The 13,788-nt window shown below is 43.1% G+C and carries 10 protein-coding genes, 1 tRNA gene and 1 riboswitch; of the genes, 10 read left to right on the top strand and 1 reads right to left on the bottom strand.

Annotated elements, in window-relative coordinates; all coding sequences use genetic code 11:
• Positions 1-82 precede the first annotated feature (82 nt).
• From H8S07_RS00905 to thiC, 10 genes are all read left to right on the top strand, one after another.
• Complete coding sequence (locus H8S07_RS00905) at positions 83-1,885, top strand: single-stranded-DNA-specific exonuclease RecJ (RefSeq protein WP_186855227.1); 1,803 nt, start codon at positions 83-85, stop codon at positions 1,883-1,885.
• Positions 1,886-1,983: 98 nt separating this feature from the next.
• Complete coding sequence (locus tag H8S07_RS00900) at positions 1,984-2,508, top strand: adenine phosphoribosyltransferase (protein WP_021861551.1); 525 nt, start codon at positions 1,984-1,986, stop codon at positions 2,506-2,508.
• 63 nt (positions 2,509-2,571) lie between these two features.
• The gene (locus H8S07_RS00895) at positions 2,572-4,914 is read left to right on the top strand and encodes a RelA/SpoT family protein (RefSeq protein WP_021861550.1); all 2,343 of its coding nucleotides are present in this window, start codon (positions 2,572-2,574) and stop codon (positions 4,912-4,914) included.
• 7 nt (positions 4,915-4,921) lie between these two features.
• Complete coding sequence (locus tag H8S07_RS00890; protein ID WP_186855226.1) at positions 4,922-5,542, top strand: MBL fold metallo-hydrolase; 621 nt, start codon at positions 4,922-4,924, stop codon at positions 5,540-5,542.
• Between the two features lie 17 nt (positions 5,543-5,559).
• The gene (hemZ, locus tag H8S07_RS00885; protein WP_186855225.1) at positions 5,560-6,975 is read left to right on the top strand and encodes a coproporphyrinogen dehydrogenase HemZ; all 1,416 of its coding nucleotides are present in this window, start codon (positions 5,560-5,562) and stop codon (positions 6,973-6,975) included.
• Positions 6,960-8,222, top strand: a complete 1,263-nt coding sequence (gene hisS, locus H8S07_RS00880) for a histidine--tRNA ligase (protein WP_117538347.1) — start codon at positions 6,960-6,962, stop codon at positions 8,220-8,222. Before hemZ ends, hisS begins: the two co-directional genes overlap by 16 nt.
• A gap of 27 nt (positions 8,223-8,249) precedes the next feature.
• Complete coding sequence (gene aspS / locus H8S07_RS00875; protein ID WP_186855224.1) at positions 8,250-10,049, top strand: aspartate--tRNA ligase; 1,800 nt, start codon at positions 8,250-8,252, stop codon at positions 10,047-10,049.
• A 7-nt stretch (positions 10,050-10,056) separates the two neighbouring features.
• The gene (locus H8S07_RS00870) at positions 10,057-10,266 is read left to right on the top strand and encodes a hypothetical protein (protein WP_021861545.1); all 210 of its coding nucleotides are present in this window, start codon (positions 10,057-10,059) and stop codon (positions 10,264-10,266) included.
• A gap of 10 nt (positions 10,267-10,276) precedes the next feature.
• Entirely contained in the window at positions 10,277-11,833 is a 1,557-nt protein-coding gene (locus H8S07_RS00865; protein ID WP_021861544.1) for an ABC-F family ATP-binding cassette domain-containing protein, read from the top strand.
• Positions 11,834-11,873: 40 nt separating this feature from the next.
• A riboswitch (TPP riboswitch) is annotated at positions 11,874-11,985 on the top strand.
• A 130-nt stretch (positions 11,986-12,115) separates the two neighbouring features.
• A complete protein-coding gene (thiC, locus tag H8S07_RS00860) occupies positions 12,116-13,426 on the top strand; it encodes a phosphomethylpyrimidine synthase ThiC (protein ID WP_021861543.1) in 1,311 nt (436 codons plus the stop codon).
• Positions 13,427-13,647: 221 nt separating this feature from the next.
• Here the strand turns inward: thiC and H8S07_RS00855 are convergent.
• Positions 13,648-13,720, bottom strand: a tRNA-Gly gene (locus tag H8S07_RS00855).
• Positions 13,721-13,788: the final 68 nt, after the last annotated feature.

Here is a 13,788-nt window from a genome sequence, read left to right as displayed (position 1 = left end):
TGGTTGTGGCTGTTTCCTTACTGCCATCTGACTGTCAGAAGCGGAAGGCAGTTTATAAAAAAGAGAACTAAAGGAGAAGCAGATGGAACGCTGGGTATTACTTCACAAAGGAGCAAAGTTTGAGGAACTGAGCGAAAAATTTCATATTAGTAAACAACTGGTAAGTCTGATCAGAAATCGGAATGTCATAGGAGAGGAAGCGATGGAGAAGTATCTTCATGGAACGATTTCAGATCTGTATGATGGCATGCTGTTAAAAGATATGAACAGAGCCATTGACATATTGACAGAGAAGATTGCGGATAAGAAGAAAATACGTGTGATCGGAGATTATGATATCGATGGTGTGAATGCAACGTATATTTTACTGGAAGGACTGGAAGGACTGGGAGCAGAGGTGGATTATGATATTCCAAACCGTATGACAGATGGCTACGGTCTGAGCAATGAGCTGATCGAGCGGGCAGCAAGTGCCGGAGTCGATACGATTCTCACCTGTGACAATGGCATTGCCGCCAGGAAAGAGATCGCATATGCGAAAGAACTTGGCATGACTGTGATCGTAACAGATCATCATGAAGTGCCTTATGAAGATGAGCAAAAACAGGAAGAAAAAGATCAGACTGCGGAAATGACTTATAAAGGTAAAAGAAAATATATTCTTCCGCCGGCAGATGCAGTCATTGACCCGAAACAGCCGGACTGCAATTATCCTTATGAGGGGATCTGCGGAGCAACAGTTGCATACAAGTTGATGGAAGCATTGTATGAGGTGACAGGACATGATGTGGATGATATCGATTACCTTATAGAAAATGTTGCAATGGCAACGATTGGTGATGTGATGGATCTGGAAGATGAAAACCGGATCTTTGTGCGGGAAGGTCTTGAAATGCTAAAGCGGACTGCCAATCCGGGGATGCGTTCGCTTATGGAATGCAATGGAATTGAAAAGGAGCGGCTGAATTCCTATCATATCGGTTTTGTGATCGGACCGTGTCTCAATGCCGGAGGAAGGCTGGATACGGCAAAACGCGCACTGGAGCTTTTGCGGGCGAAGAACAAAAAAGAGGCAGATGTTCTGGCAGGAGATCTGAAGGCACTGAATGACAGCCGGAAAGATCTGACTGCGAAAGCCGTGAAAGAAGCGATTGAATATATAGAACACTCTACATTAAAAGAAGATAAAGTACTGGTAGTGTATCTGCCGGAATGTCATGAGAGTCTGGCGGGAATTGTGGCAGGAAAGATCCGGGAAAAATACTACAGGCCAGTCTTTGTTATCACGGACGCTAAAGAAGGAGCAAAAGGCTCCGGCAGATCGATCGAAGCTTATTATATGTATGAGAAACTTCATGAGTGTGAAGAACTTCTGGATAAATATGGTGGACATAAGATGGCGGCGGGACTGTCTCTTCCGGTAGAGAATATCGATAAGCTGCGCAGAAGGCTGAATGAGAAATGTATGCTGAGTGAGAAGGATCTTTCGGAAAAGATAACAATTGATATGCAATTGCCATTTTCCAAGATATCGCCGAAGTTTATCGATGAGATCAAATTGCTGGAGCCATTCGGTAAAGGTAATACCAAGCCGGTATTTGCAGAAAAAAATCTGGTAATACGCAGCGCGAGGGTTCTTGGACGCAACAAAAATGTATTGAAAATGCGTCTGGAAAATGCAGAGCATGTCATATTGGATGCGGTTTATTTTGGTGAAGTAGAGAAGTTTATCGGTTACCTGGAGGAAAAATATGGAAAACAGGAAGTAACAGAGCTTCTTACAGGCGGCAGAAGCCGGGTGACAATCCAGGCAACCTTTTATCCGGAAATCAACGATTATCTGGGCAGAAAAACATTGCAGATTGTAGTGATGCATTATCGGTAAATGGGATCATAGGTGAATATCTATAGAATTATTTGAAAATCATATCAAGTAATGATATACTAATTTTGTATTTTATCATGAAACGGAGAAGATGCATTATGAAACAGATAGAAGAATATGTAAGAAGTATTGAGGATTTTCCGGAAGAAGGTATCATCTTCCGTGATGTAACAAGTGTGTTACAGGACGCAGACGGACTGCATCTGGCAATTGATCTGATGCAGGAGAAGTTAAAAGAATTAGATTTTGATATCGTTGTCGGACCGGAATCCAGGGGGTTTATTTTCGGTGTTCCGATTGCATATAATTTACACAAGCCATTCGTGCCAATCCGCAAAAAAGGCAAATTACCATGCGAGACCATAGGAATCAAGTATGATCTTGAATATGGAAGCGCCGAACTGGAGATGCACAGAGATGCGATTAAACCAGGGCAAAAAGTTGTGATCATTGACGATCTTATTGCAACAGGAGGAACGAATGAAGCGATGGTCAAGCTGGTCGAAGGACTTGGCGGTGTTGTAGTGAAAGCAGTATTCCTGATGGAACTGGCAGGACTCAAAGGCCGTGAGCGTCTGAAAGGATATGACGTAGAGTCTGTAATCTGCTATCCGGGCAAGTAATCCGTAATATAAGGTAGAACAGACAGATAAAGGAAAGAGAAATCAGAGGAAGGAGGCGTTAATATGTCAAAGACAACGTATGAGTCATTGGATAATAAGATTGCGGCAAGCACTCTTACAAAAGATCTTACAAAAGGGCTGGATGTTGTGGATGGTCATGGGATTAAGAAGCCGGGTGAGTATGAGAACCCGGACGAGCTGTATGACATGTTAATTGCCCGTATCCGGAAGTACCATCCGTCTACGGATGTCAGTATGATTGAAAAAGCATATGCTCTGGCGAAAGAGGCACACGGAGACCAGTGCCGTAAGTCCGGAGAACCGTATATTGTGCATCCGCTCTGGGTTGCGATCATTCTGGCAAATCTGGAGATGGATAAAGAGACGATTGCAGCAGGAATGTTACATGATGTCGTAGAGGATACAAAATATACAGAAGAAGATATCAAACGTGAATTTGGAGATGAAGTAGCACTTCTTGTAGATGGAGTTACAAAACTCGGACGATTATCCTATTCTTCCGATAAACTGGAAGTACAGGCGGAGAATCTCCGTAAGATGTTTCTTGCCATGGCAAAAGACATCCGTGTTATCATTATCAAATTGGCTGACCGTCTGCATAACATGCGGACACTGCAGTTTATGACTCCTGCAAAGCAGAAGGAAAAAGCAAAAGAGACGATGGATATATATGCACCAATCGCCCAGAGACTTGGTATTTCCAAGATCAAGACTGAGCTGGATGACCTGGCACTCAAATATTCACAGCCGGAAGTCTTTTTTGATCTGGTGAATCAGATCAATGCAAGAAAAACAGAACGTGAAGAATTTGTAGATCAGATCGTTCAGGAAGTATCGACACATATGAAGAATGCCAATATCAAATGTGAAGTGAACGGACGTGTCAAGCATTTCTTCAGTATTTATAAGAAGATGGTCAATCAGGACAAGACCGTAGATCAGATCTACGATTTGTTTGCAGTCCGTATTATTGTAGATTCTGTGAAGGACTGTTATGCGGCGCTCGGTGTCATCCATGAGATGTACACACCGATTCCGGGACGTTTCAAGGATTATATTGCAATGCCAAAACCAAACATGTACCAGTCTCTACATACGACACTGATGAGTTCTGTGGGACAGCCATTTGAGATACAGATCCGTACGGTTGAGATGCATAAGACAGCAGAGTATGGTATCGCAGCACACTGGAAATATAAGGAATCCAATGATGGCAAGAAGAGTGTGGAGGCACAGGAAGAAGAGAAGTTAAGCTGGCTTCGTCAGATTCTGGAATGGCAGAGAGATATGTCAGATAACAGAGAGTTCTTGAATCTGATCAAAGGAGATCTGGATCTGTTTGCGGAAGATGTTTATTGCTTTACACCGCAGGGAGATGTCAAAAACCTTCCGAACGGATCAACACCGATTGATTTCGCTTATGCGATTCATAGTGCTGTCGGTAATAAGATGGTCGGTGCCAGAGTCAACGGTAAACTTGTAAATATAGACTATAAGATCCAGAACGGTGACCGTATTGAGATACTGACATCCCAGAACTCCAAAGGACCGAGTCGTGACTGGCTGAATATCGTTAAGAGTACACAGGCGAAGAACAAGATCAATCAATGGTTCAAGAAGGAGTTTAAAGAGAGCAATATCATCAAAGGAAAAGAGATGATCGTTGCTTACTGCAAAGCCAAATCCATCAATGTTTCCCATATTACGAATATGAAATACCAAGAGACGGTACAGAGAAAATATGGTTTTAAAGATTGGGATTCTGTGCTTGCGGCGATTGGTCATGGAGGCCTAAAAGAAGGACAGGTTGTAAATCGACTGGTAGAAGAATACAGTAAGGAACACAAGCAGGAGCTTACCGATGAGAGTGTACTGGAGAAGGTTGCGGAAGCGTCCAAGAATAAAGTGCACATTGCCAAATCCAAGAGTGGAATTGTGGTTAAGGGGATAGATGATGTTGCAGTCCGCTTTTCCAGATGCTGTAATCCGGTTCCGGGTGATGAGATTGTTGGTTTTGTTACACGCGGAAGAGGATTATCTATCCACAGGACAGACTGTATCAATATGATTCATCTGACAGAATCTGAACGTGCAAGACTGATTGATGCTGAATGGGAAAGTGACGTTACACAGGAAGCGACCGGACAGTACCTTGCAGAGATCAAGATGTATGCACATGACAGACAGGGATTTTTAATGGAGATGTCCAAGATCTTTACAGAGGCAGATGTGGATGTCAAATCTATGAATGTGCGTACAAGCAAGCAGGGAACTGCGACGATCGAGACAGGATTTATTGTTCATGGCAGAGACGAATTAGAGCATATTGTGAAGAAACTGCGCCAGATCGAGGGCGTGATCGATATTGAAAGAACGACGGGGTAAAACTGGAATGAAAATAGAAAAATTTGTAACAGGTATTATCAGCACGAATTGTTATCTTGTGATAAATGAAGAGACAAAGCATGCGGTCATTGTTGATCTGGCTGCTTTTCCGCGAGCTCTGAAGAATTATATCGAAGAAGAGAATATTACGGTGGAAGCAATTCTGCTGACACATGCACATTTTGACCATATAATGGGGATTGATGATTTTAAGAAAGTTTATGATGTTCCTGTCTATGTAGAAGAACATGATGCGGATCTTTTGACGGATGCAAGACTGAACCAGTCATTGACTTATACCAATGGTTATACATTTGCCGGAGCGAAGACTGTGAAGGACGGAGACGTTCTTACATTTGCCGGATATGATTTCCGGGTGATCCACACACCGGGTCATACGATGGGATGTTGCTGTTACTATGTAGAATCTGAGAATGTGCTGTTCAGCGGTGATACACTATTCCAGAATTCTGTCGGACGTACAGATTTTGAAAACAGCAGTACATCGGCGATCGTCCGTTCTGTAAGAGAAAAATTATTCCTTTTACCGGATGAGACACATGTGTACCCGGGTCATATGGGAGAGACGATGATCGGACATGAGAAAACACACAATCCATATGTGTAAGATGGATGGGAGAAAAGATGATGGAAATTATATGTTGTAACGAATCATACACGTATAATGCGTATCATATTATGAAGGCTTTTTATCCAGCCGGGAACATGGTGGCCCGGGTGGACGAAAAAGCCTCTAATTATGTAGAGGCGGTTCTCCCGAATGGAAGCAGGCTTGCCATTTCCAGAGAAAAAGAACTGACAAAGAAGGAACTTGATCGTGCATTATACAGAAAACTGAAAGAAATAACCGGACGTTCCCTTGCGTGGGGTGTCCTTACCGGAGTGCGTCCGACAAAAATCGCTATGAAAAAACTGGAAGAAGGAATGGATAAAGGCGCTTTTGTCCAGTGGTTTCAAAAAGAAAATTTGGCGAGTGAAGAGAAAACTATTCTTGCATGGGAAATCGCAAACCGGGAGAAAGAATTACTTGACAGACTGGATTATGAAAATGGATACAGTCTGTATGTCGGAATTCCATTCTGCCCAAGTGTCTGTAGCTACTGTTCCTTTAGCTCAGGCGCACTGTTTGACTGGAAAGACAGTGTGGAAGCATATTTAGATGCACTGTGCAAAGAACTTGCTTACATCGGAAAGGTATCCGTGGAGAAGAAATTAAATACGATTTATATTGGCGGAGGTACACCGACTACACTAACTGCCGGACAGTTGAAGAGACTGTTAGACTGTATCGATACATATTTTTCAAGAGAGCATCTTCTGGAATATACCGTAGAGGCTGGCAGACCGGATAGTATTACACCGGAAAAGCTACAGGTAATTGCGGAGCATGGAATCAGCAGGATTTCTATTAATCCGCAGACAATGCAGCAGAAAACGCTGGATCTGATTGGCAGAAAACATACTGTTTCACAGATCCGTGATGCATATCATACGGCAAGAAGTCTTGGATTTGACAATATTAATATGGATTTGATCGCAGGACTTCCGGGTGAGACACTTGCGGATATGGAAGATACGCTTTCACAGATTAAAGAACTGGAACCGGACAGCCTGACAGTACATTCTCTTGCAATCAAGCGTGCTGCAAAGATGGGACGGTCTGATGAAAAACCTTCTGTCGGCCCAGATACAAAAGAGATGGTAGATGAAGCAAGACGCGTGGCAAAAGAGATGGGACTGTTGCCATATTATTTGTACCGGCAGAAGAATATTGCCGGAAATTTTGAAAATGTAGGTTATGCAAAGGTTGACAAAGCCGGAATTTACAATATACTTATTATGGAAGAAAAACAATCCATTATCGCTGCAGGTGCAGGCGCATCGACGAAGATCGTATTAAAGAACCCGGTGCCGGTACAGGGCAGCAAAAAGAAAAAAGAAACAAATCTGATTCGGCTGGAGAATGTAAAAGCAATCGACGCGTATATCCAGAGGATTGATGAAATGATAGAACGAAAAGGAGAATGGCTATGGCATTAAAGAAGAAACCGGTTACCGGCATGAAGGACATCCTTCCTGCAGAGATGGAGATCCGTGATTATCTGATCGGTCTTATTAAAAAGACTTACAAGAGTTTTGGATTTACGTCAATGGAGACACCATGTGTAGAGCATATTGAAAATCTGTGCAGCAAGCAGGGCGGAGATAATGAGAAGCTGATCTTCAAGATTATGAAGAGAGGCGAGAAGTTAAAGATTGATCAGGCAAAAGAGGAAAATGATCTGGCAGACGGAGGTCTGCGTTATGATCTGACAGTTCCGCTTGCAAGATATTATGCTAACCATTCCAATGAACTTCCGGCACCTTTCAAGGCGCTGCAGATCGGTAATGTATGGAGAGCTGACCGTCCGCAGAAAGGACGTTTTCGTCAGTTTATGCAGTGTGATATTGATATTTTAGGTGAAGCATCTGCACTGGCAGAGATCGAGTTGATCCTTGCGACAACAGCAATGCTTGGCAAGCTGGATTTCAAGAATTTTACAGTTTGTATCAATGATCGTGGAATTTTAAGAGCAATGGCTGCATACAGCGGATTCAAAGAGGAAGATTACGATGAAGTTTTCATTATTTTAGATAAGATGGACAAGATCGGTGCAGAAGGTGTAGAAAATGAGCTGATCGAGATGGGCTATGCAAAAGAAAACGTAGAGACATATCTGAAACTTTTTGATGAAGTAAGCGCAGATGTAACAGGAATCCATTATCTGAAAGAAAAGTTAGGAGAATATCTGCCGGAGGAGACTGCACAGAGTATGGAACTGATCATGTCAAGTGTGGAAGAGGCAAAAGAGTGCGAATTTAATCTGAAATTTACACCGACACTGGTGCGTGGACAGTCTTATTATACAGGAACAATCTTTGAAGTAACAATGGATGACTTCGGAGGTTCCGTAGCAGGTGGCGGAAGATACGATAGGATGATCGGTAAATTTACCGGACAGGATACGCCGGCATGCGGATTCTCTATCGGATTTGAGAGAATCGTTATGCTGCTTCTGGAAAATGGATACAAAGTTCCGGCAGCAAAAGAGAAAAAGGCATACCTTCTGGAGAAGAAGCTTCCAAAAGAAAGTATGTTAAAAGTACTTGCAATGGCGAAAAAAGACAGAGAAGAAGGAAAACAGGTACTGATCGTTAATATGAAGAAAAACAAGAAGTTCCAGAAAGAACAGCTTACAGGGGAAGGCTATGCAGATATTGTAGACTGCTACGCAGACCGTCTGTAGAATATAGAGAAGAAAAGGAGAAGGATCATGGCAGAATCAATGCAGGGATTAAAAAGAACTCATAGATGTGCCGAGTTATCTGCAGCGAATGCAGGTGAAACTGTGACAATCATGGGCTGGGTACAGAAAAACCGTAACAAAGGAGGTCTCGTATTTATTGATGTCAGAGACCGTTCCGGAATCATTCAGGTTGTATGCGAAGAAGGCAAGACGGATGCAGCGCTGATCGAAAAGGCCGCGAAGCTTCGTTCGGAATATGTAGTAGCTGTTGTAGGTAAAGTGGAAAAACGTTCCGGCGCAGTTAATAAAAATCTGGCAACCGGAGAGATTGAGATCATTCCAGAAGAATTACGTGTACTTTCCGAGTCTGAGACACCACCGTTCCAGATTGAAGAAAATTCAAAGACAAAAGAAGAGATTCGTCTGAAATACAGATATCTGGATCTGAGAAGACCGGATATGCAGAGGAACCTGATGATGCGAAGCAAAGTTGCGACATTAACCCGTCAGTTTCTCGCAGAAGAAGGATTTATGGAGATTGAGACTCCGATCCTGATCAAGAGTACACCGGAAGGAGCAAGAGATTATCTTGTACCAAGCCGTGTGCATCAGGGACATTTTTATGCACTCCCGCAGTCACCACAGCTTTTCAAACAGCTTTTGATGTGTTCCGGATGTGACCGTTATTTCCAGATTGCAAAATGTTTCCGTGATGAGGACTTAAGAGCAGACCGTCAGCCGGAATTTACACAAATTGATATGGAGCTTTCTTTTGTTGACGTAGATGATGTAATTGAAGTAAATGAACGTCTTCTCGCAAAATTATTTAAAGAAGTTCTTGGTGTTGAAGTATCACTGCCGATTCAGAGAATGACATGGCAGGAAGCAATGGATCGTTTCGGTTCTGATAAGCCGGATATCCGTTTCGGAATGGAGCTTCAGAACGTAACAGAAGTTGTAAAAGACTTTGATTTCGTTGTATTTAAAAGTGCGATTGAAAATGGCGGAACTGTCCGTGGCATCAACGCCAAAGGACAGGGTGGCATGGCAAGAAAGAAAATTGACAAACTGGTTGATTTTGCAAAAGACTATGGCGCAAAAGGACTTGCATATATTGCAATCCACGAAGATGGAACTGTAAAATCCTCATTCGCCAAATTTATGACAGAAGAGCAGCAGGCTTCTTTGATCCAGGCAATGGGTGGAGAGAATGGAGACTTACTTCTGTTTGCAGCAGATAAAAATAAAGTTGTATGGGATGTTCTTGGTGCACTGCGTCTGGAACTTGCCCGTCAGATGGAATTGTTGGATAAGAATGAGTACAAATTCCTCTGGGTAACAGAGTTCCCATTACTTGAGTGGAACGATGAACAGAACCGCTTTACAGCGATGCATCATCCATTTACTATGCCGATGGAAGAAGATCTTCAGTACATTGACAGTGATCCGGGAAGAGTTCGCGCAAAGGCATATGATATTGTGCTGAACGGTAACGAGATCGGTGGAGGAAGTGTACGTATCTTCAATCAGGATATTCAGAGCAAGATGTTTGAAGTTCTCGGGTTCACACCGGAGCAGGCACAAGAGCAGTTTGGATTCCTGCTTGAAGCATTCAAATACGGAGTTCCGCCGCACGCAGGACTGGCATACGGACTGGATCGTCTTGTTATGCTTATGGCAAAGCAGGACAGCATCCGTGATGTGATCGCATTCCCGAAAGTAAAAGACGCATCTGATCTTATGACAGAAGCTCCGTCACCGGTTGATGCAAAGCAGTTAGATGAGCTGGGACTTGAAGTGGAAGAAAATGCCCAGGAACAGGAGTAGAGAGTATATGGAACATCCATCTATTGCTGATGAAACACTCAGAGAGAAGATAAAAGAAATCGAACAGATTCTTGCATTATATAAAGAAGGCAAAACAATAATAGAAATTGCCGGCTCGCTTGATTTCGCACAGTCGTATGTCCAGGACGTACTGCTGTGCGTGCAGGCTTCGGCTGAGGAAGACCCGGCAGCGATCGCAATGCTGCTGGAGGGGTAGGAGATTTTCTATGAGTATATTAAACGTGGAACATCTGACACATGGCTTTGGAGACAGAGCCATTTTCTCAGATGTTTCTTTTCGGTTATTAAAAGGTGAACATATCGGGCTGGTAGGAGCCAATGGAGAAGGAAAGTCTACATTCATGAACATTGTGACTGGAAAACTGACGCCGGATGAAGGAAAAGTAGAATGGTCGAAAAACGTACATGCTGGATATCTGGATCAGCATGCGGTGCTGAAAAAAGGCATGACAATCCGGGAAGTTCTAAAATCTGCATTTGACAGTCTTCTGCAGAAAGAAATCCGCATGAATGAGATCTGTGATCTGCTTGGCACAGCAGATGATGCACAGATGGCAGAATTAATGGAAGAACTTGGAACAATTCAGGATGAGCTGACTTTGCATGATTTTTATACAATTGATGCAAAGGTAGAAGAAGTGGCAAGAGCGCTGGGACTTCTGGATCTTGGATTAGACCGGGATGTTACAGACTTAAGTGGCGGGCAGCGCACCAAAGTTCTGCTGGCAAAATTATTGCTGGAGAAACCAGACATTCTGCTTCTGGATGAGCCAACCAATTATCTCGATGAAGAACATATTGCATGGCTGAAACGCTATTTGCAGGAATATGAAAATGCATTTATACTGATCTCGCACGATATCCCATTTCTCAATGATGTGGTGAATATTATTTATCATATGGAAAATCAGGAACTGAACCGTTATGTGGGCGATTATGACCATTTTCAGGAAGTTTATGCAGTAAAGAAGGCACAGCTGGAAGCAGCATACCGCAGACAGCAGCAGGAGATTAGTGAGCTGAAAGATTTTGTGGCACGGAATAAAGCGCGTGTATCGACAAGAAATATGGCAATGTCCAGACAGAAAAAACTGGATAAAATGGATGTGATCGAGCTTGCGGCAGAAAAGCCGAAGCCGGAATTTCATTTCCGTTATGGACGCACGCCGGGAAAAATGCTTTTTGAGACAAAAGATCTTGTGATCGGTTATGATGAACCATTATCGAAAAAACTGAATTTTTCGATGGAACGGGGACAGAAAATTGCTCTTGTCGGAACGAACGGAATTGGAAAGACAACACTTCTTAAAAGTATTCTCGGACTGCTTCCTTCTCTGAAAGGGGAATGTGAACTGGGAGAGAATCTGGAACTTGGATATTTTGAGCAGGAAGTAAAAGGGGAGAATAAAAATACCTGTATCGAAGAGTTATGGGAAGAATTTCCGTCTTTTACACAGTATGAAGTGCGTTCTGCGCTTGCAAAATGCGGGCTTACGACAAAGCATATCGAAAGTCAGGTCCGTGTTCTGAGTGGTGGAGAACAGGCGAAAGTCCGTCTTTGTAAACTGATCAACCGTGACACGAATTTTCTGCTTCTGGATGAGCCGACCAATCATCTGGACGTAGACGCCAAGGATGCACTGAAAAAAGCACTTCAGGAATACCGCGGAAGTATTCTTTTAATCTGTCATGAACCGGAATTTTATAAAGATGTCGTGCAGGAAGTCTGGGACATGAGCAAATGGACAACGAAGATATTTTAGGTTGACATTTACAGAGAGCAAAACTATAATTAAATATACAATTTAATGTTACAGGGAGCTGGTACAAAGCTGGCTGAGAGGAAACTATAATTTGTTTCGACCTATAACCTGATTTGGATAATGCCAACGTAGGGAAGAATTACGGAAGAGAAGAGATGCCTGCGCATCTCTTTTTATACGAAAACGTTTTTTGCGGTGGCAGAAGCGTTTTTTTTATGGAATAGGAAAATGCGCCATGCTTACATGGCAGAAAAAAGATTTTATTTACAGGAGGATGATCCAATGAGAAATTACACAACACAGATGGATGCGGCAAGAAAGGGAATTGTTACACCAGAACTGGAAAAAGTTGCAGAAAAAGAAAAGATGACAGTAGAAGAATTACAGAAACTGGTTGCTGAAGGAAAGGTAGCGATCTGTGCAAACAAGAATCATACCTGTCTGGATCCGGAAGGGGTAGGAAGTATGCTCCGTACAAAGATTAATGTCAATCTTGGCGTTTCCAGAGACTGTAAAGACTATGACATTGAGATGGAAAAGGTCATGAGTGCGGTAAATCTTGGCGCAGAGGCGATCATGGATCTGTCCAGCCACGGAAATACGCAGCCATTCCGCCGCAAACTGACAAGTGAATGTCCGGTTATGATCGGTACAGTTCCGGTATATGACAGTGTGATCCATTATCAGAGAGACCTTGCTACTTTATCAGCAAAAGATTTTGTAGATGTTATCCGTATGCATGCAGAAGACGGGGTAGATTTTGTAACGCTGCATTGCGGAATCACAAGAAAAACGATTGAGCAGATCAAAAAGCATAAGAGAAAAATGAACATTGTAAGCCGTGGTGGAAGTCTTGTATTTGCGTGGATGTGCATGACTGGAGAAGAAAACCCGTTCTACGAATATTATGATGAGATCCTGGACATCTGCGAAGAGTATGATGTTACAATTTCTCTGGGAGATGCATGCAGACCGGGATGTCTGGCAGACGCAACGGATGTATGCCAGATCGAAGAACTGGTACGCCTTGGCGAACTGACAAAGCGTGCATGGGATCACAATGTCCAGGTTATGGTAGAGGGACCGGGACATGTGCCGCTTGATCAGGTCGCAGCAAATATGCAGGTGCAGAAGAGTATTTGTATGGGAGCACCGTTCTATGTATTAGGACCTCTCGTTACAGACATCGCACCGGGATATGATCATATTACTGCCGCTATCGGTGGCGCTGTGGCTGCTATGAACGGAGCTGCATTCCTCTGTTATGTAACACCGGCAGAACATCTGGCACTTCCGAATGTTGATGATGTAAAACAGGGAATCATTGCTTCCAAGATCGCAGCACATGCGGCTGATATTGCCAAAGGTGTCAGAGGAGCAAGAGATATTGATGATAAGATGGGTGACGCGAGAAGAAAGCTTGACTGGGAAGCACAGTATGCATGCGCACTGGATCCTGATACAGCAAGAGCAATCCGTGACAGCAGAAGTCCGGAAGATGACCACAGCGATACATGCAGTATGTGTGGAAAATTCTGCGCAGTCCGCAGTATGAATAAAGCGCTGGCAGGAGAATATATTGATATTCTGTAAATATTCAGAATTATAAAAAACTGCAGCAAGGTGTCTGGTTATGGACATCTTGCTGCAGTTTTTTATATAACAAGAAATTGTATTTTCTATTATAAATAATAGCCTCCGGGACAATGCGAGCTCGATGAGGCACATTCGTCAAATACAGTGCAAGCAAAAATCTGTACTTGGGTTCACCGTATATGCAAAAAAGGAACTGCAAACTGCAATTCCTCTTCAAGAGCGACAGACGGGGTTCGAACCCGCGACCCCGACCTTGGCAAGGTCGTACTCTACCAACTGAGCCACTGTCGCATATCTTAAGTTGTTGTTCTGTGTTATGTGTTCCTCAGAACAATACATACTATACTACGTGAATTAGT

The sequence above is a fragment of the Dorea hominis genome (assembly GCF_014287705.1).
Classification (GTDB): domain Bacteria; phylum Bacillota; class Clostridia; order Lachnospirales; family Lachnospiraceae; genus Dorea_D; species Dorea_D hominis.
This window is presented reverse-complemented; position numbering and strand designations above follow the sequence as displayed.

Coding starts and splice junctions, on each gene's coding strand:
- H8S07_RS00895 (WP_021861550.1), top strand. CDS start 2,572: ATGTCAAAGACAACGTATGAGTCATTGGATAATAAGATTGCGGCAAGC.
- thiC (WP_021861543.1), top strand. CDS start 12,116: ATGAGAAATTACACAACACAGATGGATGCGGCAAGAAAGGGAATTGTT.
- H8S07_RS00870 (WP_021861545.1), top strand. CDS start 10,057: ATGGAACATCCATCTATTGCTGATGAAACACTCAGAGAGAAGATAAAA.
- hemZ (WP_186855225.1), top strand. CDS start 5,560: ATGATGGAAATTATATGTTGTAACGAATCATACACGTATAATGCGTAT.
- H8S07_RS00865 (WP_021861544.1), top strand. CDS start 10,277: ATGAGTATATTAAACGTGGAACATCTGACACATGGCTTTGGAGACAGA.
- H8S07_RS00905 (WP_186855227.1), top strand. CDS start 83: ATGGAACGCTGGGTATTACTTCACAAAGGAGCAAAGTTTGAGGAACTG.
- H8S07_RS00900 (WP_021861551.1), top strand. CDS start 1,984: ATGAAACAGATAGAAGAATATGTAAGAAGTATTGAGGATTTTCCGGAA.
- H8S07_RS00890 (WP_186855226.1), top strand. CDS start 4,922: ATGAAAATAGAAAAATTTGTAACAGGTATTATCAGCACGAATTGTTAT.
- aspS (WP_186855224.1), top strand. CDS start 8,250: ATGGCAGAATCAATGCAGGGATTAAAAAGAACTCATAGATGTGCCGAG.
- hisS (WP_117538347.1), top strand. CDS start 6,960: ATGGCTATGGCATTAAAGAAGAAACCGGTTACCGGCATGAAGGACATC.